Genomic DNA, 21,821 nt, shown 5'->3' on the forward strand with positions numbered 1-21,821 from the left:
GTCGAATGCTTTGAAAACGGGCTCTGCCAAGAGACCTCTTTCGAGATCGACTATGTGGTGACCTCTTGCCCCAGGGCACCTGGTCCACGAGGCATCACTGCCCAGACGGAATTCGGCGAAATTCGAGGTCTGGAAAGTGCGAACACATCTTATTGTTTGGGCGCGCAGACTAATTCTGAAAGTTTTCATCTTTCAGACGGCACCACAACCAATCTTCTTACTGTATCATCCGAAGGCGCACGTTTTACGGCCCATATGGGTGGCCCAATATATGTAAGCTATTTGGGACACTGCGGGGAAACTGAGTGATGGACTTCTTAAACGCCCTCGTGGCCTTCGCCAACTACGTCTTCGTCCCCGGCCTTGCCTATGGTGCACAGCTCGCTATCGGTGCGCTTGGTGTCACGTTGATTTACGGCATCCTGCGGTTTTCGAACTTTGCGCATGGCGACACCATGGCCTTTGGCACCGCGATGACCATCAAGATTACAGCGGTGCTGATTGGGATGGGGATCACCTTTGGGCCGCTGCCCACCGCCCTGCTTGCGCTGCCTTTTGGGATCGGCGCGACGATCATTTTGGTCCTGCTGACCGATTGGCTGATCTATAAATTCTACCGCGATCAAAAGGCAAAGCCCGTGATCCTTGTTATCGTGTCGATGGGCGTGATGTTTGTGATGAACGGTATCGTGCGGTTTGCGATCGGGGTTGAAGATATTCGTTTTGCAGACGGTGAGCGGTTTTTAATCACCGCCAAAGGATTCAAGGACGCAACCGGCCTTGACGAAGGCCTTGCGATCAAGACAACGCAGGCGATCACGGTGGTTGTTGCCGTCATGGTTGTGGCGCTGTTGTTCTGGTTTTTGAACAAAACCAAGACCGGCAAATCGATGCGCGCCTTTTCCGATAACGAAGATCTGGCACTGTTGTCAGGAATCAATCCGGACTGGGTGGTCAAGGTCACATGGATGATCGTCGCCGCGCTCGCCACCACCGCTGGTGTGCTGTATGGATTGGACAAGTCGTTCAAGGCGTTCACTTATTTCCAACTTTTGCTGCCGATCTTTGCCGCCGCGATTGTTGGCGGGCTTGGCAGTCCGCTTGGCGCCATTGCGGGTGGATTTGTCATCGCCTTTAGCGAAGTCACCGTGACCTATGCCTGGAAAAAGGTGCTGGTTTATCTGATGCCGGACAGCTTAGAACCCGATGGTTTGGTGCAGTTGATGTCGACCGATTACAAATTTGCCGTCAGCTTTGCGATTTTGATTATCGTGTTGCTGTTTAAACCGACCGGCCTGTTCAAGGGACAATCCGTATGAACCCCGTATTGAAAAACACACTTTTGTTCATGGGCGTTGTCGTCCTGTTGGTCGGCACTGGCATGGTACAGGGTTGGAACGCAGCGCTGTTCATTTTGAATATGGGACTGGTGTCCGCGATCATGGCGCTGGGTGTGAACCTGCAATGGGGCTTTGCCGGGCTGTTTAACATCGGGATCATGGGATTTGTTGCATTGGGTGGTCTGGCGACCGTCATCATCGGAATGCCCCCGGTACCCCAAGCATGGTCCGCAGGCGCAGCGCAGACTTTTGCCGGCCTGTTCTTGGGGGTTGCGACGGTGGTCGGTGTGATTTTCCTACGCCGGAAATTGACAGGGCGCGCCAAAACGATCGGGACGATTGTCGCGTTGATTGCAGGTTTTTTCATATATCGCGCAGTGTTTGATGCCGGTGTCGCCAAAATTGAGGCCGTAGATCCCGCCCTGACAGGATATCTGGGCGGGCTGAATATCTTTGGGCCGCACCGCGATGCAAACGACATGTTGCTGCCAGATTTATTTATCTTGCTCGCGTGGCCATTGGGCGGCGTGTTGGCCGCGGGGGCTGCTTGGGTGATCGGTAAAACGGCACTGGGCTTGCGATCGGATTATTTGGCGATTGCGACCTTGGGCATTGCGGAAATCATCATCGCTGTCATGAAAAACGAAGACTGGTTGGCGCGTGGTGTGAAAAACGTGAACGGACTGCCGCGTCCTGTGCCTTATGAGGTCACGCTGCAAAGTGATCCTGATTTTGTTGCGCGCGCTGCCAGCTATGGCCTGGACGCTGTGACCGCCTCAACGATTTATACCAAACTTTGTTATACCGGTCTTTTTGCCTTGGTCTTGGTTATTTTGTTGTGGCTCGCGCAAACCGCACTCAAGAGCCCGTGGGGCCGGATGATGCGCGCGATCCGTGACAATGAAACCGCAGCCCGCGCCATGGGTAAAAACGTGACAGCACGGCATTTGCAGATCTTTATACTGGGATCAGCGATGTGTGGCATCGCAGGCGCGATGATGACGACGCTTGATGGGCAGCTGACACCGGGCACCTATCAGCCGCTCCGGTTCACGTTTCTGATCTGGGTGATGGTGATCGTCGGTGGGTCCGGCAATAACTTTGGCGCTGTGCTGGGCGGTATCTTGATTTGGTGGCTGTGGGTCGAAGTTGAACCGATTGGTCTGGGCCTGATGAACCTGCTAAGTTCAGGGTTGGCCGATGGTAATCCGTTGAAGGAGCGGATGATCGAGGCCGCGGCACATATGCGCCTATTCACAATGGGAATTCTGATGTTGGTCGTTCTGAGATTTAGCCCACGTGGTCTGATCCCTGAACGCTAACTTGTTCTTCCCGACAGCGCTGCTACAACGAGGGCCAAACAACCCCCGAGGACCGCATGGTACTGATTTTTCGTTGGCTCATCCGTCTGGCCACTGCATCAACTGTTCTGTGTGTTTTGTTGGTCAGCCTGACCTACTATTTTACGGCCAGATCGCTACCTGATTACAGCGCGCAAACGACTGTTTCAGGGATCAGCGATACGGTCGAAATCGTCCGCGACAACGCGAATGTTCCCCATATTTTCGGGGCGACCGACCAGGACGTTCTTTTTGCCCTTGGGTATGCCCACGCCCAAGACCGGCTGTGGCAAATGACGATGCTGCGCCGGACCGTTCAGGGGCGGTTATCAGAGCTGTTTGGCGAGCGCACAGTCCGCATCGACGAGGCCATGCGGCGGTTTGATCTATATAACCTGTCGGTCGCGTCGCAATCCGCGCAAGATGCGGAAACAACAGCAGCCCTGATCGCCTATTCTGCGGGGGTAAATGCCTGGCTGAACGAAGTGAACGCGGGTGCGCGTGGACGCGGCGCCCCGGAAATGTGGTTATTCAGTCACCCGATCTCGCCTTGGCAACCCGCTGATTCTATCGCGATTTTAAAGCTGATGGCCTTGCAATTGACGCCGCAGTTGGAAAACGAGGTTTTACGCGCACGGACATCGCTTTTGATCAGCAATGACCGTTTGCACGACATTCTGCCAGATGACCCGACAGGCGGCACTGCCGCCCTGCCCGCCTACGCCGCGCTGGTGCCGAACGTGCCACCTTACATGCCAGACACACGGATGGCCTATGACCCTTTGTCGCCGATTTTGCCTGCCGCCTTGAAAGGTGCATCAAACGCATGGGCCGCAAGTCCAGCGCGGTCGGCCACAGGATCGACGTTGTTGGCGAACGATCCACATCTTGGGCTTACGGCGCCGACAATCTGGTATCTGGCACGGCTCGAATTGCAGTCAGGAGGTGTGATTGGCGCGACTATTCCCGGCATGCCTTTGATCTTGACAGGGCGTGGCGATGGCATCGGTTGGGGTATCACAAGCGCCTATGTCGATGACCAAGACATTCTCATCGAAGAGGTAAACCCCGACGATCCGGGTCAATACCGCGGAACCGATGGATGGGTGCCGTTTCGGACCCGTGACAGCATCATTAATGTCAAAGACGCCCCCGCCGTCACCTTGCGCTTGCGTTGGACGGCCAATGGACCGGTCATGCCAGGCGACCAGTATGACCTTGCCACGATCACGCCCCCGGGTCACGTGGCATCAATCGCTTGGAGCGCGCTATCGGATCGCGACACCTCCATGTCAGCTGCGATGGGGATCATGCACGCGACGACCGTGGCCGAAGCCATCAGAGCCGGCGAAAACTATATCGCTCCTGCCTTGAACCTGACATTGGCGGACCGCAACAGGATTGCGATGAAAACGATCGGCGCATTACCTGCGCGGTCACCGGATCACCAAAGCCAAGGCCGTTACCCATCGTTTGGCTACCTGCCGGAAAATCGGTGGATGGGCCGTTTTGCCTATAGTGACAATCCAGAATTCGTGAACCCGACTGGCGGCATTATTGGCAATACCAACAACAAAACAATCGACCGACCATTCCCGCATCATGTGTCGTACCTGTGGGGTGATACCCAACGGATCAACCGCTGGCGGCGTCTGATGCAAGCCCGAGAGGTTCACACCCGCGACAGTTTCATCGAGGCGCAGCTGGATACTGTCAGTTTCACCGCACGCACGCTGTCGGCGTTGATGGGTGCAAATCTTTGGTACACGGGCGAACCTGCACCCGAAGGTACGCCCGAACGCCGCCGTCAAATTGCGCTTGACCTGTTATCGGCATGGAACGGCGAAATGAACGAACATTTGCCAGAGCCGCTGATCTATGCCGCGTGGGTACGCGCGGTTCAGCAACGTCTGATCCGGGACGAGCTGGGTCCGCTTGCATCCGAATATACACATGTCGACCCAATTTTCATCGAACGCGTGTTTCGTGACATCGACGGGGCTGGCGTCTGGTGTGATGTCATTCAATCTGCCCCCATTGAGACCTGCACCGACATCGCACGGCAGTCCTTGGACGAAGCATTGATTTGGATCACCGAAAATCACGGCAGTGCAATCGAAGCGGTACGCTGGGGCGACGCGCATCAGGCCACCCATGATCATCCGGTGTTAGGAAAAACACCGCTGTTGCACTGGCTTGTGAACATCCGGCAATCGACCAGTGGCGGCGACAACACGTTGCAACGGGGCCGAACATCAGGCGTGGGACCGGATCCTTTTGCGAATGTCCATGCCGCAGGCTATCGCGGCGTCTATGACTTTGCTGACCCAGACAGTTCTGTGTTTATCACCGCAACGGGCCAGTCGGGGCATCCGTTGTCCCGATACTACGATAATCTGGGCGAACTTTGGCGTCGCGGCGAATACATCCCGATGTCGCTCGATCCGGCATTGGCGAGGGCTGCTGCGGTCGGGATCACAATCTTGTCTCCGGCGATGTAGGTTCACATCCGGGAAACCTTTGTGCGATAATGATTGGGCATCATGTTGCATAACAACGCCCAATCCCGCCTTATCTCGCTTTTCGCAATCAGGCGAAAACGCGATGCAATTGTAAAACCGCTTTTGAGCTTGCTGACGTTTTATTTCATCGGTGACGGTGTCGAAGCATTGCTTGTTGACGAACCACAGCGCATTTCGCAGTTGAATAAGGTCTTGTTTACAGTTTTCATTCCCGGGCCGTTCGTGGCTGCCACGTTTTTGGTCATCAACTACCTTGACCGGCTACAGCGGCAACTTGCACATCTTGCCATGACCGATGTTCTGACGGGGCTGCCGAACCGGCGTGCGTTTCTTGATGACAGCAGCACACCCGTTGAGGGTTTTTTGGTCATTCTTGACGCCGATCACTTTAAGGGGATCAACGATACATACGGCCATGCCGTGGGTGATGCCTGTCTCAAAGCGGTTGCAGTTCACATCAAACAAAACACCCGCAAAAATGACGTCATTGCGCGCATCGGCGGCGAAGAATTTGCCGCATTCATGCCACTGATTGGCTTGGTCGAGGTCGAAGGATTAGGAGAGCGCCTTGCCGGTCCCATTACGATTGCGATCGAAGATGGAAAAAGGTCGCTCCAACTTACGCTGTCACTGGGTGCCGCACACCGTCTTAACACAGAAACCATCGAAGACGCGTTTCAACGGGCCGACATAGCGTTGTACATTGCAAAAGCCACGGGGCGCGCGCGTTTGGTCATTTGGAACAAAGAAATCCCGACGCGCGCCGCCTGAAACATCAAAGCCTTTTGAATCGTTCCTCTTGAAGCGCAGTCCAAAACACGGTCATATCGTACCCCGTGTCCGTTTGCACATCGTCGGTCACCACGCCTGCCTCGAACAGCCACGCACGTTTGCGCCCTTCGGAAAAGGTCAGTGACAAATTTGCTGTACTGCGCGGATCTTTCAGTTTGTCAGGCACCGCCGCGAGCAGTCGATCCAGACCTTCACCGGTGATTGCCGATAGCGCAAATAGGTCGTCGGTGCGGTCGGCGGTCGTGACGGTCGCGTTGTGGTCGTCTTCGGACAGCAGATCGATCTTGTTCCAGACTTCAATAATTGGCGCATCTTCAGCAACGCCCAGGCTTTGCAGAATGGACCTTACATTTTTGGCCTGCTCTTCGGTTTGTGGGTGGCTGATGTCACGCACATGCACAATCAGATCCGCCTCCAACACCTCTTCCAAGGTCGACCGGAACGCCGCGACCAGCTCTGTTGGCAAGTTGCTGATAAAACCAACGGTGTCGGACATGATAATCTCGTCACCGGTGGGCAATGTGATCTTGCGCATCGTCGGATCAAGCGTCGCAAACAGCATGTCTTTCACAAAGACATCTGCACCGGTTAATCGATTGAAAAGCGTAGACTTTCCAGCATTGGTATAGCCAACCAAAGCAACAATCGGAAACGGGACTTTCGCGCGTGACGCGCGGTGCAGTTCGCGCGTTTGCGCCACTTTGGCCAACTGACGACGCAAGCTGCCTAATTGATCGTCGATGGCACGACGGTCGGCCTCGATCTGGGTTTCACCGGGACCGCCAACAAACCCAAGTCCGCCGCGCTGACGTTCAAGGTGGGTCCATGCACGTACGAGCCGCGTACGTTGATAGGACAATGCCGCCATTTCGACCTGCAACACCCCCTCGGACGTGCGCGCCCGATCACTAAAAATCTCGAGGATCAGACCTGTGCGGTCCAACAGTTTGACGCCCCAGTCTTTTTCAAGGTTGCGCTGCTGGACAGGTGTGACCGGTCCATCAATCAGCACCAATTCAATGTCGTTCGCGGCAAAAACCTCTTTCAGTTCGGCAATCTTGCCTTTCCCGAAAAGCTTTCCGGCGTGGATTTTTGGCAAACGAATGACGTCAGCGCCGACGACTTCAAGGTTCGGCAAGGCGTCCGCAAGGGCCACACCTTCCTCGAGTGCTAACTCCGAATCGCGGCGCACACTGCGTGTTTTCAATTCTGGGTGTAAAACCCAAGCCCGTGTGTTGGGCTTATCATGTTCTTGCAAGTTTATTCTTCGCCTTCATAAAGGCTGATAGGCTGCGCAGGCATGATGGTCGAAATTGCGCTTTTGTAGACAAGCTGTGCTTGCCCATCGCGGCGCAATAGAACGCAGAAGCTATCAAACCAAGTGATTACACCCTGCAATTTCACACCATTCACCAAAAAGATTGTCACGGGGACCTTGGTCTTTCGCACATGGTTCAGAAACGCATCTTGCAGGTTTGCTTTGTCGGCAGCCATTGTGACACCCTTTTTTTGTTTTTGTTTTTGTGGCCACGCGACGGCCCTCTCTGTTGAATGCAGTATGTCGTGGGCAATGCAGACTTTCCAGCCCCAAAAAGACAGCACTGCTGACTGTGTTACCGGCGCCATATTTCGGGGTTGAACAGCGCGATGATCGCGAGCGTCTCAAGACGCCCAAGAACCATCGCCGCAGCCAAAATCGCCTTTGCGGAATTGGGAATGCCGGAATAGGCAATCGGAACCTCTGCGGCGACATCGGCTAGCGGACCGGTCGTCGACAAGGCCGCGACCGACAGGACCATCGAGGTTTCAAACTGAACCCCAGTCAGCGACATCAATGCCATGACAACCGCGATGCTGATCGCGAATAGCATAAAGAAAATCCACGAAATATAGGCGCCCTGCTTACGAATACGCCGTGCGTCACGCCCGCCGCCGCCAATTGATGACGGGTGTAACAGCCGTTCTTGTTCGCGTTCAGAGTGACGATAAAGTGCATAAATACGCAAGAGTTTGACGCCACCAGCCGTTGTCGCCACGCCGCCGCCAATCAGCGCCATACCGGTCAAAAACAGCCCGGGCACACGCAGCCCGGACCAGCTTGTCGCCCCGGTCCAGAAATGCGATTCAAACCCTGTCGTCGACAGAAACGACGTCACCGTAAAGAATGTCCCCCACAGTGCGCGCGTCATCTCGCCAAACGACGTACTTGTTTTTTGCTCGGCCGCGCCTAAAAAATGCACCATAAACAGGCCTGCTGTGACCAGCCCGATCAGAACCAGCGCCGTTAAAAATTCAGGGTCGCGACGCAATCCATTTTCGCGTTCGCCGATCAGACCGCGGCTGAATGTCAGGCGTGAGAAGGCAAAGATAAAGAATACGCACACAATCACCTCGCCGCCAAACCCGGAGGCCGCATAGTAAAGCCCCCCGATTGGTGTGATCCCCGATGTCGAAAGCGTCGACATCGCATGGCACAGCGCGACATAGGGGTATTCGCCGAAAATCACGAGGCCGATCCACAAAAGAAACGTCAGCCCCACGTAAATTGGCGTGAGCGACAGCGTGTAGCGCACCAGACGTTCTGACGGATCCGCGATCTTGGTGATTTGGTTAAAGCTGGCACCGCTGCCTTTGCCGATGTTCGACGTTGCACGGACTTCAAAGCCGCCAAGGTTCATCGGGGCAAAAATCGATACCGCAGTGATCCAGACAAGTAACCCCCCTAGCCACCCCACCAGCGCCCGCCAAAGATGCATCGACGGCGTCAAATGACCCGCATTGTCATAGACGGTTGCGCCTGTGGTCGTGAAGCTTGACACCATTTCGAACCACGCATCCAAAAATGTTGTGTTGCCGATCGCTTCGTAGAGCGGGACAGCAAACATCACCGGTAACACCGTAAAAGCGGACAACAGTCCGACCAACTGGCTGCGGGCGACGTTTTTCGGGGCATACCCGGACGTCGTCATGCCGATGACGCCGGTCAGGATTAAAAACAGCACAAACCCGTAGAAAAAGGCACGCATGGTTTCAAAATCTTGGAGTACCGCGGCGTGAATTGCGGGCACGATCATTGCGATCGCGCCAATCCCCATCAGCACCACGAAAAATGGCAGGCGGACGATCCACTTCATCAGAAAAAGTCGATTGAGACTTGCAAAAGGCGTTCGACCTCTCGGACATCGGAACTCATTGCGAAAATCGCAATCACGTCACCCTCTTCGATACGGGTGTCACCGACCGGTTTGACGTATTTCCCTTGTTTCATCAGGCCGCCAATCAGCGTTCCTTCGGGAAAGGCGATATCTTTGATTTTCTGACCCGCAATCGGCGATGTGCCCAAAACCTGTGCCTCGATCACCTCGGCTTCGGCGTCACCAATTGAATAAACGCCCCGGACACGCCCATGTCGGATGTGACGCAAGATCGAGCTGACCGTCGTGGCGCGCGGGTTGATATAGGCGTCGATATCCAGCGGCCCCATGAGCGGAACCAAGGTCGGGTCGTTGATCAAACAGATCGCCATCGCACAGCCCATCTCTTTGGCGCGCACTGACGCCAACAGGTTGGTTTTATCGTCATCTGTCACGGCCAGAACTGCGTCTGCAGTTGAAATATTGGCCTCTTCCAGCAGCGCGCTATCCAATCCATCACCATGCAGCACGATGGTGCGATCCAATGAATCGGCGGCCTTTTCAGCAATAGAGCGATTTAATTCGATGACTTTGACACGTACTTTTTCGGTGCGCGCCTCCAGCGCCTTGGCCACGCCAAGCCCGACATTTCCGCCGCCAATGATGACAATACGTTCTTGTTTCGATTGTGTTTTACCAAAAATCTCGAGCGTGCGCGGCATGTCTTCGGTCACGGTGAAGATATAACAATCGTCGCCTGCAAATATCTGATCACCAGCCGATGGGACAAAAAGGGTTCCTTCCCGGCGAATCCCAACGACAATGGCGCGCAGCGTCGAAAAAAGGTCGGTCAACTGCCGAAGAGGCGTGTTGATCACCGGGCAATCCTGATCGATCGTAATCCCCAAAAGCTGCGCCTTGCCTTCAAGAAAACTTTCGGTGTCAAACGCGGCGGGTGCGGCAAGGCGCTGCAAGGCCGCTTCGGCAACTTCTTTTTCCGGGGAAATAACAACGTCGATCGGAAGATGGTCACGGCGGTACAGGTCAGAATATATCGCATCCAGATAGCTTTGCGCCCGCAGTCGCGCAATTTTGCGCTGCACGGCGAAAACAGAATGCGCCACCTGACACGTCACCATATTGACCTCGTCTGAATGGGTGGCGGCGATGATCATATCTGCATCGCGGGCACCCGCGCGTTCGAGCACGTCAGGATAGCTGGCATGGCCTGCAATCCCCTGCACATCCAGCGTATCGGTGGCGCGACGCACCAGTTCAGGGTTGTTGTCGACAACCGTTACATCGTTTTTCTCACCAGACAGGTGCCGCGCGATCTGCCAGCCAACCTGACCAGCGCCGCAGATGATTACCTTCATTATTCGTCACCCTCTACGTATGCGACGCGACCGCCCGCTTTGTTTGTCGTGACCACACCTAGGGATTTCAGCTTGCGGTGCAAGGCGGATCGCTCCATCCCGACAAACGACGCGGTGCGGCTGATGTTGCCACCAAAGCGGTTGATTTGCGTCAACAGATATTCGCGCTCGAACAACTCGCGCGCTTCGCGCAGCGGCAATGTTGCAAGCCCGCCTGACAAGGCGATCCTACCCTCTGAATTCCCAACATCTTCGGTTGTTGGCAGTTCTTTTGCGCCAATGTCACCAGAATTTTCCCCAAGAATAAGAATACGTTCCACGACATTCTTCAACTGACGCACGTTCCCGGGCCACAGCATGGTTTGCAACAATGCGCGTGCGTCATCGCCCAGTTTGCGCAGTGGCAGGCCCTGTGCCTTGTTGAACACTTCGATAAAGTGGCTCGCCAGAACCGGAATATCCTCGCGGCGTTCTTCCAGCGAAGGCACCGCGATCGGGACGACGTTCAAGCGGTGGTAAAGTTCTTCGCGAAAGGTGCCCGCAGAAATGCTTTCGCTGAGATCGCGATTGGTGCCAGAGATAACGCGCAGATCAACCTGCACCTTATCTGTTCCGCCAACGCGTTGAAAACGTTGATCAACAAGAACCCGCAGGATTTTTGACTGCGTTCCCAATGGCATATCTGCGACTTCGTCAAAATAGATAACGCCACCATGTGCCTCTTCGAGAAGACCCGGTGCAATCCCGCGCCCCTTGTCTTCGCGTCCGAATAATACTTCTTCCATGCGGTCAGGGGCGATGGATGCCGAGCTTACGGTCACAAAAGGCGCACCCGCACGGCTTGAATTGGCGTGGATATAGCGGGCGGCAATTTCCTTGCCCGCGCCTGCTGGCCCTGTCAGCATCACCCGACCGTTCGATTTTGTCACCTTGTCCAGCTGCGACTTTAGTGTCCGAAACGCGGCGCTGTCGCCCAACATTTCAGCACTGACCGCATCGCCACGCTTTAACTCCTGGTTCTCACGACGCAGGCGCGACGTTTCCATTGCACGGCGAATAACGACCAGTAACTGATCGATATTAAACGGTTTTTCGATAAAGTCGTAGGCGCCTTGTTTTATCGCAGCCACGGCAATCTCGATGTTACCATGCCCCGAAATGATCACGACAGGAATGTCGGGATAGTCACGTTTGACGGTTTTAAGAATATCGATCCCGTCCATGTTGCTGTCTTTCAGCCAGATATCAAGGATCATCAACGCGGGCGGCGCGGACGCGATTTGGCTCATGCATTCGTCGGACGTGCCCGCGAGGCGTGTGCTATACCCCTCGTCTTTTAAAATGTCCGAGATAAGCTCTCGGATATCGCGTTCATCATCGGTAATCAGAATATCGCCCATAATCGTCCTCATGCAGGTATTTTCACTGTCTGCGCCGACGCAGACATCAACGGCAGTCGAATGATCGCGCAGGCCCCGGCGTGGGTCTGGCCATCAAAAATTTCGGCATCTGTCAGGATCAGGCTGCCAGCATGTTCCTCGATGATCTTTTTCACGATGGGCAGCCCGAGACCGGTGCCCTTGTCCCGCGTCGTCACATATGGCTCAAACAGCCGCGCGCGATCCTCTGGCAGGCCGACACCGTTGTCCGAAACCGTAATCTGAACCTGATCATTCTGATGAACAAGGGTTACGCGCACCTGCGGTTTGTAGTCCGCAGTACCATATTTTTCCATATACGTTTCAGTCGCTTCGCCCGCATTTTTTATTAAATTCATCAGGGCTTGGCTAATCATCGTTCCGTCGACATCGGCCAGCATCGGAACGGACGGCAGGTCCGCATCGATTGCGACTTTGGGTTGGCCCACGCGTTGCAACGACACGGCATCAGATACAAGCTGTGTCAGGTCGACCGCGGCGATCTGTGGTTCCGGCATCCGAGCGAATTTTGAGAAGTCATCAACAATGCGGCGCAAGTCATTGGTCTGTCGTACAATGACATCCGTCATTTGTTCCAACTTGCCCGCATCTTCGCCTAACTGGCCGCCGAATTTCCGTTTGATCCGTTCAGCCGACAACTGGATCGGTGTAAGCGGGTTCTTGATTTCATGCGCAATACGGCGCGCGACATCGCCCCACGCAGCCATCCGTTGGGCGCTGACAAGGTCGGTGACATCGTCAAAGGCCACAACAAACCCTTCCAAGTCCCCCTCGGCCGTCCGGCGCGGCGACATCCGCACCAGCAGGCTTTCTTGTTGGCCGTTACGGATCAGGTTGACCTGAGCCTGCACACCGTCGTTTCCCGAGGCCCGCAATTCGTTGAAAAGGTCGGAAAATTCGGGAATTGCCGCCGCCAGCGCTGTTGGCCCATTTATATGGTCGACCGATAACAAACGCCGTGCGGACGGATTAACCAACGTGACCCGACCATCGGAATCGAGCCCCACAACGCCGGACGTGACCGAACTGAGGACAGAGTCAAACAGCCGCCGACGCTGTTCGGTCATCCGGTTGGTTTCCAACAACTCGTCACGCTGCCCCTTTAGCCGCGCGGTCATCTGGTTGAAATCACGTCCCAACTGCGAAATTTCATCGTCGCCGTCGTCTTCGATCACCCGCACATCCAAATCGCCCGAACCAACGCGCTGCGATGCCGATACCAATCGCCCAACGGGCCGCGACAGACGCTCTGCAAACCACAATGCGCCCCAAATCGAACCCAAAATCAGGATTGCAGCGAACCCTAGGTACAAAAGGCCAAATTGAAACAACATTTTACCACGTTCCGTCGCAAGCTGTTCATATTGCGCGACCGTTTCGGTCGTATCATCCAGCAACGTCAGAACGCTGCCATCGACACGCCGCGTCACATAAAGGTATCGATTGCGAAACGCAGTAAGCGGTAACAGGGCCCTGAATTCGTTGTTATGGACGTCTTCGATAATCGAAATGCCGACCCTTTCAGCCTCTGCAAAGGCTTCCGCATCCGGGCGTTCGTAGTCGAAATCGTAGGACCCCGACCCGCGTGCCGCGATCTCTCCCAGCCCGTCGATGACGTAGGCTTCGGACAATGATCGTTCGATCTGCGCCTGCACATTGCCAAGCGCGCGCCGCACCGCCCCATCATCCATGAAAAAATCGGCCTGCCGTTCACGGTTCAGATAACCGGCCAAACCCGAGGCATCGCGCGTCAGCTCTTGCCTGTGTTCATCCTCGTATGCTTGGGCTGTCGTCAACGATGTCCGCAACACGTTGCCGACAGGCTCTGAAAACAGACCGTCCAAGGCGACCGATATCAACAGAACGGAAAATACGGCAACAAGCACGGTGGGGACCAACGCCGCCATCGCAAACACGCCCGTCAAACGCAGATGCAGACGCGATCCCGCGGACTTGGCCCGCCGCGCCGCAATCATCTTGGCGACTTGCCGCATCACCACAGCCATGACGACCAGCACGTAAATCAAATCGGCCAAAAGAACGAGACGCAGCAGAGGTGAGGTCGTACCCTGCCCGCGTGTCGCCACGGATATGTATGTTATCCCGGCGAACAAAGGCGCCGCGACAATCAGCGCAAGACTGATCGCGTTTTGCACGCGCCGCTGGCGTTGCCAACGGGCGAACCGCGTCAAATAAGAGGCCCAAAAGGTACGCTGCACGCCCTTGTTCTCTTTTAATTCAGGTGGGTTTTCCCACATTACCGCCGAGAACACGTGGCGCATTTACGACATAGGCGCATCCTTGCAACGGTTCTGTTGCGGTTTTACATCAATTTGCGGCGGCGTGTCACGCGGATATCGAGGTCGGTGATCTTCTTACGCAAAGTATTTCGGTTGATCCCAAGCAAATCGGCACATTTCGCCTGATTTCCCCCCGTCGCATCAAGCGCAATCTCTAAAAGCGGACCTTCGATTTCCTTGAGAAGACGATTATAAAGCCCCGGAGGCGGCAACACACCGCCATGCAGATCGAAATAACGCCGCAGGTGTTTTGCAACGCTGGCGGACAATTTTTCGCCCTCGCCACCTTGCCGCAGCGGTTCGATCGCTGGTTGGTTCCCCAGCACCAATTCGACCTCGGCACGGGTTATTTCCTCTTCCGCAGCGGTAAAGACCAAACGCCGGACCGCATTTTCAAGCTGGCGCACGTTCCCGGGCCAGCTGTAGGCGCGAATGAGTTCCAGCGCAGATCCGCCAAAGCGACGGACGGGTGCGCCATCACGTTCGGCGCGGGCAAGAAAATGTTCTGCAAGCAATGGAATGTCGTCAACGCGTTCGCGCAGCGATGGGACATCAACAGTGACGCCGCCAAGCCGGTAAAACAGATCTTCGCGAAAACGCCCCTCTTCCATGCGCGCCATCAGATCCGACTGCGATGTCGCCATAATCCGCGGCGCGTTATCACCCAAGGCGTCAAGCATGCGCACAATACGCCCCTGCGCTTCGTCAGACAGATCACTGACCTCATCGAATAAAATCGACCCGCCCTTGGCACGGCTCAAGACGGATGAAGGTCCGTCCATGCCTTCTAAATCGTTAGACGATACAACGACGAACGGCAGGCTGCGCCGATCAGAAAAATCATGTACAGCACGTGCGATCAATGACTTTCCAGTGCCGCTTTCTCCGGTGATCAACACGGGAAGCTGGGTATTCATCACCCGTGCAACCAGACGATAAAGCGCCTGCATCACGGCTGTGCGCCCGACCAGTGGCAAATCCCCCCCCTGTTCAGAGGCGGGTGCTTCTTTGGCGCGATTGTTGGGCGCACGCCGCTTCACCTCTAGGGCGCGCGCGGCGCGCTTCATCAGGTCAGGTAGGTCAAACGGTTTGGGCAGATAGTCGTATGCGTCCGCCTCGGCGGCCTGAATCGCCGTCATAATCGTGTTCTGCGCCGAGATCACGATAACAGGAAGGCCCGGACGCGCCGCGGCGATTTTTGGCAATTGGTCCAATCCGTTACCGTCGGGCATGACCACATCAGAGATCACCAGATCGCCTTTGCCTTCATCGACCCACCGCATCAAAGTCACCAGCGACGATGTCGCGTGCACCTTACAGCCTGCCCGCGTCAGGGCTTGGGTCAATACTGTCCGGATCGTCCGGTCGTCATCTGCAACAAGAACGGTGCCGTCCATTAATTCTCTCCTGTTTCGGTGTCTTTTGGGGCCAGAGGCAACGATATGCGGAACACGGTGCGTCCGGGGACGCTGTCAACCGTGATCCATCCACCACCATCGCCAATCAGTTTAGACACCAGCGCAAGCCCAAGCCCGGTGCCATTTTCTTTGCCAGAGACAAAGGGTTCAAAAATATCTTCGGCAATCGCGGGTGGCAGACCCGGTCCGTTGTCGATGATTTCGATTTGCAGCGGCAAACGGGCCTGCGTCCCGTCAGAACGCCGCACACGCAGCGACGCGTCATAAAAGGTGTGCAGCGTAATAACACCGCCGTCTTTGGAGGCCTCGGACGCGTTTTTGAGCAAGTTCAAAAACACCTGCAACAACTGGTCCCCGTCCGCCAGCGTTTGCGGCAGCGACGGGTCGTATTCCTCGATAAACAGCATGTGTGCGCCAAATCCGACCGATGCCGACTGACGCGCGCGATCCAGCACATCGTGAATATTCATCCGCTTCATCAATGGGGGCCGCAGGTTCCCAAATTGCTCTACCTGCTCAAGAAGCTTAACGATGCGGCGGCTTTCCTCGACGATCAAATCCGTCATTTCCTGATCTTCCGGGCTGAGGCCCATGGACAGAAGCTGTGCGGCACCTGTGATGCCCGCCAGCGGATTTTTGATTTCATGGGCCAACATTTCTGCCATGCCGATAGCGGATTTCGCGGCCTTTTCGGACGAATGTTGTTGATGAATACGGCTCGCTATTTCGCGCGGGCTGACCATGACAATCATCACTGAATCGCTGCCCTGCAACGGCGCAAACTGAAGATTGCACATCATGGGCGGTCGCTCGCCGCTGCCGACATTCACATCGTTTACAAATAGCGACGACCGATTTTTGCGTGCCCGCGCGAACGCGTTTTCAAGGTGGGCGTCAATGACGACCTTTTCCCAAAAACGCCGCCCGACCAGGGTTCTGGCCGAGATATTTAAAAAACTTTCGGCCGCAGGATTGCTGGAAATGATCAAATCGTCATCGTCCAGCATCAGTGCAGGCACCGGGATAGAGGACCAAAGCGCTGTATCTAAAATCATGCCGCCACCTTCTGGGTCAGAGCATCGGGAAGGTCGCGCAACACGTCGCGCGGATTTGCATGTGTCAGGATTGCTTTGCGCAGTGACGGGTCGGTTGCGGCGTCGTCCATGTACCACCCCAAATGTTTGCGGGCGACCCTGCGGCCCAGCTCAGTGCCGTAAAACGACAACATCGCCTCGTAATGTGCGCCGACCAGCGTCGCCAGCGCGGCGCCTTCGGGGACGTTTACGACCGGACCGCCGTGCAACGCCTGTGCGACCTGCGCCAATACCCAAGGTTTCCCTTGGGCGCCGCGCCCGATCATCACGCCATCCGCCCCTGACAGTGCAAGCGCGTCTCGTGCGGTGCCGGCGTCCACAATGTCGCCGTTTGCGATCACCGGAATCGACACGGCCTGTTTTATCTGATTGATCGCCGCCCAATCGGCGGCACCTTTATAAAATTGACAGCGCGTACGTCCGTGGATAGTGACAAGTTTGATACCTGCGTCTTCGGCACGCTTGGCGATATCGGCCGCATTCAAACAATCGTCATCCCAGCCCAACCGCGTTTTCAACGTGACCGGAATCGACACGGCCCCCACAACCGCCGCGATCAAAGAAAGTGCGTGATCAGGCGTGCGCATCAACGCCGAACCGGAGTAGCCGTTGGTGACCTTCTTGGCGGGACACCCCATGTTGATGTCAATCATTGCCGCACCGTTCGCTTCGATCATGCGAGCGGCCTCGGCCATCCAGTATGGATCGCGGCCCGCGATCTGCACTGCTGTTCCATCTTGATCGTACCCCAGTTCTGCCCGCTCGCGCACGCCGGGTTTGGCTTGCACCATTTCCTGACTGGCAACCATTTCGCTCACGACCCAGCCCACCCCAAAGGATGCGACCAACTGCCGAAACGGCAGGTCGGTGATCCCAGCCAGAGGCGCAAGAGCAACTGGTGGGGACAATTCAACAGTGTTGATCTGGATTGATTCGCGATGTGCCAAGTTATCAGTCATTTGCCTAAAGTGTGTGCGCACCACACGAGGTAAGCGGAAATACCTGACTTCACAACAAAACCCTGCTAAAAAAGTAAGGTTAAATATGCATACGCCCATTTTTTGGGCAATGACCGCGACCAACTGACGAATTGCGCCGCAAGGCAGGCAAGCTTACACAAAACGAAAAACCTAGGATCACACTGTCATGACCATAGCCGCAATTATAGTCGCCGCGGGTCGCGGAACGCGGGCCGGCGGAACGATGCCCAAGCAGTGGCAACATATCGCGGGACGTAGCATTGCAGCGCGCGCCATGCAGCCATTTGCCGATCATGCTTCGGTTGACCATCTTATTTTGGTTCTGCACCCCGACGACATCGCGACGCAGGTGTGGCAGGACACCCCAAAGGCCATTGTGGTGCCGGGCGGCGCAACCCGTCGGGAATCAGTTCTTGCCGGTCTTGCCGCAGCTGACGGGCTTGCCACGCAGGTGTTGATCCACGATGCCGCACGTCCGTTGGTCACATCCACCATCATCGACAGCGTTATTGAAGCCCTAAAGACCCACGCGGGGGCGGCCCCTGCGGTCGCCGTCACCGATACGCTTTGGCACGGGGAACAGCATCTTGTCACAGGCGTTCAGGATCGCGCCGGGCTTTACCGCGCACAGACGCCACAAGGTTTTCACCTGATCCCCCTTCTTGCCGCGCACCGCGCACATCCGGGCGATGCCACCGACGATGTCGCCGTGGCGCGCGCTGCGGGGCTGGACGTGGCGATCGTTGCGGGCGATGAACGCAACATAAAGATCACCACCCCCAGCGATTTCGCGCTGGCCGAACAGTTAATGAGGCGCACAATGGATGTCAGATGCGGAAACGGATACGATGTTCACCGGTTTGGGCCGGGCGATCATGTGTGGCTTTGCGGGGTCAAAGTCCCGTTCGCGCGCAGCCTGCAAGGCCATTCCGATGCTGACGTTGGCATGCATGCCGTAACGGACGCGATTTATGGTGCGTTAGGGATGGGGGATATCGGTCAACATTTCCCTCCGTCTGATCCGCAATGGAAGGGCGCTGAAAGCCATATTTTCCTATCTCATGCCGTCGCCCTCGCGCATGATCAGGGGTATGAAATCAGCAATGTCGATTGCACCTTGGTTTGCGAGTTTCCAAAGATCGGACCACATCAGCCCGCAATGAAATCCGCGATGGCCCGGATCATGGGCCTTGCGCCCGACCGGATTAGCGTAAAGGCAACCACATCCGAGCGGCTTGGGTTTACGGGCCGCGGCGAAGGGATCGCCGCAATCGCAACTGCTACATTGGTGAAGCCATGACACATCTGATCGCGACTTTCTTTTATGTGGGCCATATACGCCCGGCCCCCGGCACGTGGGGGTCACTGGCCGCCCTGCCCGCCGCTTGGGTCATTTATATGCTTGCAGGGCCATGGGGCATCGTTGCTGGCGTCATCCTGTCCTACGGCATCGGGCTATGGGCCACCGCCGAAGAAACCCGCGGCAAAGATAATCACGACCCGTCCGAGATCGTCATTGACGAAGTCTGCGGCCAATGGATCGCTTTGTTGCCCATTGCCTTTGGCGCGGCCAATAACGGTGTCGCGATCTTGGCACTATGGCCGGGATGGATTGCAGCGTTTTTGCTATTCCGGCTGTTTGACATTACAAAATGGGGGCCTGTCGGCTGGGCAGACCGGATGCATGGCCCAACCGGCGTGATGTTGGACGATGTCATCGCGGGTGTGTTTGCAGCAGTCGGTGTAGGTATCCTTGCCGGAATCGCGCATGGAATTTTGATGTGAAAAATCTGATCGACGCCGCCCGCGCGAAAAGTTTGACGATTGCCACAGCAGAAAGCTGTACGGGCGGCATGGTCGCAGCGGCCATTACCGACACCGCGGGCAGTTCAGCGGTTTTTGATCGCGGGTTTGTCACATATTCCAACGCCGCCAAAATGCAGATGCTGGGTGTCCAAAGTGATACATTGGACGCCTTTGGCGCCGTGTCAGAACAGGTTGCGCGTGAAATGGCGCTTGGTGCGCTGGCGCAGTCCGGCGCACAGGTATCCGTGTCTGTCACCGGTATCGCGGGCCCCGGCGGTTCCGAACACAAACCCGAAGGTCGCGTTTGTTTTGGCATCGCGATCAACGGCCGATGCAGCACCGAAACCATTGATTTTGGCCCTTTGGGGCGTTCAAACGTGCGGATTGCCGCGCGTGACCATGCGCTGGCGTTGCTTGTTCGCGCAATCGATTCATTTTCGCCTACAAATTAGTCAAAATGGGTGCATTTCGCTTCAAATACTGACACTTTTAAAATCGATGTAATATTGCGCGCTCTGATTGGCGCATTGCTACTTTATCCAGCAAGAAAAATCCGCCCTAACGCCTGTCCAATGGGAAAACCCAATTGGAGGGGACAAAATGAACGGAGCAGACACCGCGTGGATCATGGTGGCCACGGCGCTTGTGTTATTCATGACATTGCCAGGGCTGGCGCTGTTTTACGGTGGGCTTGTACGTGCACGCAACGTGCTGAGCGTGTTCATGCATTGCTATGCCATCGCATGCCTGATGAGCATCCTTTGGCTCGCGTTTGGATATTCGATTGCCTTTGGCGGGTCCGGCAACGCCTATTGGGGCGGCTTGGACAAAATGTTCCTGACCGGCATCACCGCAGATACGCTGTCGGGCACCCTGCCCGAGGTGCTGTTCTTTGCCTTTCAGATGACTTTTGCGATCATTACCCCAGCGCTCATTGTTGGGGCCTATGTTGAACGGATCAACTTTGGCTTTGTGCTGCTGTTTTCCGGCCTTTGGATGCTGCTTTGCTATGCGCCTGTGACACATTGGATTTGGGGCGGCGGGTTTTTGGCCGATGGCGGAATCTTTGGGGAAATCGGCGTAAAGGATTTTGCTGGTGGGATCGTGGTTCACGAAACCGCAGGGCTTGCGGCGCTGATCCTCGCGCTGTTTTTGGGCAAACGGCATGATACAACCAAACCCCCGCATCATCCGGGCATGGTGATGATTGGCGCGGCCATGCTTTGGGTTGGCTGGTTCGGATTTAACGGTGGATCACAACTGGCAGCCGACGGGAACGCCGCGATGGCCATCACGGTCACACATATCTCGGCGGCGACGGCGTCGCTGACCTGGGCGATCTGGGAGCGGGTCAAATTTGGCCGCACGTCTCTTGTTGGGATCGTCACGGGGACCATCGCCGGGCTGGCGTCGATCACGCCTGCGTCCGGTTTTGTCGATCCTGTCGAAGCGATGATCATCGGCGCGGTCGCAGGTGTTTTGTGCCAAGAGATGGTGAATGTAATCCGCAACCGGTTCCAGATCGACGACACGCTGGATGTCTTTGCGGTACATGGCATCGGCGGGATCTTTGGAACGATCATTATCGCGGCGTTTGGCGCAGGGTCATGGGCCGCACAGCTGGGCGGGTTAGCGATTGTGGGCATTTTCACCACGGTGGTGACGGTTGCACTGATCTATATCTGCAAGGCAATCACACCACTGCGCGTCGATCCCGACACAGAAGTCCAAGGGCTAGATATCACCGTGCATGGTGAACGCGCATATCACTTTAATTCGTAACGCATTGGGCCTGTTGCGGTGTATCAATCACCGCAACAGGCCAATTGCCTTAGGCATATAATTCGGACGCGCGGCGTTCAAACGCGCGGACAACCCGCTGCATGGCTTCGTTGAAAAACATGCCCGCAGCGCCCTGCAACAACCGATTGCGGAATTCAAAGTCCACATAAAATGATACTTCGCAACCTTCTGCGATATCTTTGAAATTCCACTGACTTTCCAAATAACGAAATGGTCCATCAAGATACTCCGTTTCAATTTTTCGAACGTCGGGCCAAAGCGTGACACGACTGCCGAAAGTTTCCCGAAACACTTTGAATGAAATCACCAGATCGGCCAGCATCACCTGTTTCTCGCCTTGATCATCGATACTGCGGATCCTTGCTGCCGCAGTCCACGGCAGAAATTTGGGGTAGTTCGCGACATCTGCCACCAGATCATACATCTGCTGCGCGGTGTAAGGGAGAATCTTTGTTTCGGAATGCGTTGGCATTTGGG

18 protein-coding genes are annotated in these 21,821 nt (G+C 55.8%); 8 read left to right on the forward strand and 10 right to left on the reverse strand.

Features of this window, described 5'->3' with window-relative positions; genetic code table 11:
- Window positions 1-308: 308 nt before the first annotated feature.
- The 4 genes from ACXJGX_RS00240 to ACXJGX_RS00255 are packed head-to-tail and all read left to right on the forward strand — an operon-like array spanning window position 309 to window position 5,973.
- On the forward strand, window positions 309-1,319 hold the full coding sequence (locus ACXJGX_RS00240; protein WP_474778131.1) for a branched-chain amino acid ABC transporter permease: 1,011 nt from the start codon (window positions 309-311) through the stop codon (window positions 1,317-1,319).
- Window positions 1,316-2,662, forward strand: a complete 1,347-nt coding sequence (locus ACXJGX_RS00245) for a branched-chain amino acid ABC transporter permease (protein WP_474778132.1) — start codon at window positions 1,316-1,318, stop codon at window positions 2,660-2,662. Before ACXJGX_RS00240 ends, ACXJGX_RS00245 begins: the two co-directional genes overlap by 4 nt.
- 56 nt (window positions 2,663-2,718) lie before the next feature.
- Window positions 2,719-5,181, forward strand: coding sequence for a penicillin acylase family protein (locus ACXJGX_RS00250; RefSeq protein WP_474778133.1), 2,463 nt, complete (start codon window positions 2,719-2,721; stop codon window positions 5,179-5,181).
- 42 nt (window positions 5,182-5,223) lie between these two features.
- Window positions 5,224-5,973: a GGDEF domain-containing protein gene (locus ACXJGX_RS00255; RefSeq protein WP_474778134.1), complete on the forward strand. Its 750-nt coding sequence runs from the start codon at window positions 5,224-5,226 to the stop codon at window positions 5,971-5,973.
- 4 nt (window positions 5,974-5,977) lie between these two features.
- Here the strand turns inward: ACXJGX_RS00255 and hflX are convergent, their stop codons facing one another.
- The 9 genes from hflX to dusB form a co-directional block, all read right to left on the reverse strand.
- Window positions 5,978-7,252: a GTPase HflX gene (gene hflX / locus ACXJGX_RS00260; RefSeq protein WP_474778135.1), complete on the reverse strand. Its 1,275-nt coding sequence runs from the start codon at window positions 7,250-7,252 to the stop codon at window positions 5,978-5,980.
- Window positions 7,253-7,254: 2 nt separating this feature from the next.
- Window positions 7,255-7,488 carry an RNA chaperone Hfq gene (gene hfq, locus ACXJGX_RS00265; protein WP_045996137.1) on the reverse strand — a complete coding sequence of 78 codons (234 nt, stop codon included), beginning with the start codon at window positions 7,486-7,488 and terminating at the stop codon, window positions 7,255-7,257.
- Between the two features lie 119 nt (window positions 7,489-7,607).
- Window positions 7,608-9,128, reverse strand: a complete 1,521-nt coding sequence (locus tag ACXJGX_RS00270) for a TrkH family potassium uptake protein (RefSeq protein ID WP_474778136.1) — start codon at window positions 9,126-9,128, stop codon at window positions 7,608-7,610.
- Window positions 9,128-10,504: a Trk system potassium transporter TrkA gene (trkA, locus tag ACXJGX_RS00275; protein WP_474778137.1), complete on the reverse strand. Its 1,377-nt coding sequence runs from the start codon at window positions 10,502-10,504 to the stop codon at window positions 9,128-9,130. The genes ACXJGX_RS00270 and trkA overlap by 1 nt, the downstream gene beginning before the upstream one ends.
- Entirely contained in the window at window positions 10,504-11,904 is a 1,401-nt protein-coding gene (gene ntrX / locus ACXJGX_RS00280; protein ID WP_474779139.1) for a nitrogen assimilation response regulator NtrX, read from the reverse strand. The genes trkA and ntrX overlap by 1 nt, the downstream gene beginning before the upstream one ends.
- Window positions 11,905-11,912: 8 nt before the next feature.
- Entirely contained in the window at window positions 11,913-14,162 is a 2,250-nt protein-coding gene (locus tag ACXJGX_RS00285; protein WP_474778138.1) for a sensor histidine kinase NtrY-like, read from the reverse strand.
- A gap of 104 nt (window positions 14,163-14,266) precedes the next feature.
- Window positions 14,267-15,640: a response regulator gene (locus ACXJGX_RS00290; RefSeq protein WP_474778139.1), complete on the reverse strand. Its 1,374-nt coding sequence runs from the start codon at window positions 15,638-15,640 to the stop codon at window positions 14,267-14,269.
- Entirely contained in the window at window positions 15,640-16,716 is a 1,077-nt protein-coding gene (locus ACXJGX_RS00295; RefSeq protein ID WP_474778140.1) for a two-component system sensor histidine kinase NtrB, read from the reverse strand. The genes ACXJGX_RS00290 and ACXJGX_RS00295 overlap by 1 nt, the downstream gene beginning before the upstream one ends.
- Complete coding sequence (dusB, locus tag ACXJGX_RS00300) at window positions 16,713-17,714, reverse strand: tRNA dihydrouridine synthase DusB (protein WP_474778141.1); 1,002 nt, start codon at window positions 17,712-17,714, stop codon at window positions 16,713-16,715. Before dusB ends, ACXJGX_RS00295 begins: the two co-directional genes overlap by 4 nt.
- A 187-nt stretch (window positions 17,715-17,901) precedes the next feature.
- On the opposite strand from dusB, the gene ACXJGX_RS00305 reads away from it, so the two are divergent.
- From ACXJGX_RS00305 to ACXJGX_RS00320, 4 genes are all read left to right on the forward strand, one after another.
- Entirely contained in the window at window positions 17,902-19,035 is a 1,134-nt protein-coding gene (locus ACXJGX_RS00305; RefSeq protein WP_474778142.1) for a bifunctional 2-C-methyl-D-erythritol 4-phosphate cytidylyltransferase/2-C-methyl-D-erythritol 2,4-cyclodiphosphate synthase, read from the forward strand.
- A complete protein-coding gene (locus tag ACXJGX_RS00310) occupies window positions 19,032-19,520 on the forward strand; it encodes a phosphatidylglycerophosphatase A family protein (protein WP_474778143.1) in 489 nt (162 codons plus the stop codon). Before ACXJGX_RS00305 ends, ACXJGX_RS00310 begins: the two co-directional genes overlap by 4 nt.
- A complete protein-coding gene (locus ACXJGX_RS00315) occupies window positions 19,517-19,993 on the forward strand; it encodes a CinA family protein (RefSeq protein ID WP_474778144.1) in 477 nt (158 codons plus the stop codon). Before ACXJGX_RS00310 ends, ACXJGX_RS00315 begins: the two co-directional genes overlap by 4 nt.
- A 148-nt stretch (window positions 19,994-20,141) precedes the next feature.
- Complete coding sequence (locus ACXJGX_RS00320) at window positions 20,142-21,323, forward strand: ammonium transporter (RefSeq protein WP_474778145.1); 1,182 nt, start codon at window positions 20,142-20,144, stop codon at window positions 21,321-21,323.
- A 49-nt stretch (window positions 21,324-21,372) separates the two neighbouring features.
- Here the strand turns inward: ACXJGX_RS00320 and ACXJGX_RS00325 are convergent, their stop codons facing one another.
- On the reverse strand, window positions 21,373-21,816 hold the full coding sequence (locus ACXJGX_RS00325) for a type II toxin-antitoxin system RatA family toxin (protein WP_474778146.1): 444 nt from the start codon (window positions 21,814-21,816) through the stop codon (window positions 21,373-21,375).
- Window positions 21,817-21,821: the final 5 nt, after the last annotated feature.

This window comes from Yoonia sp. SWMV100 (genome assembly GCF_056108365.1).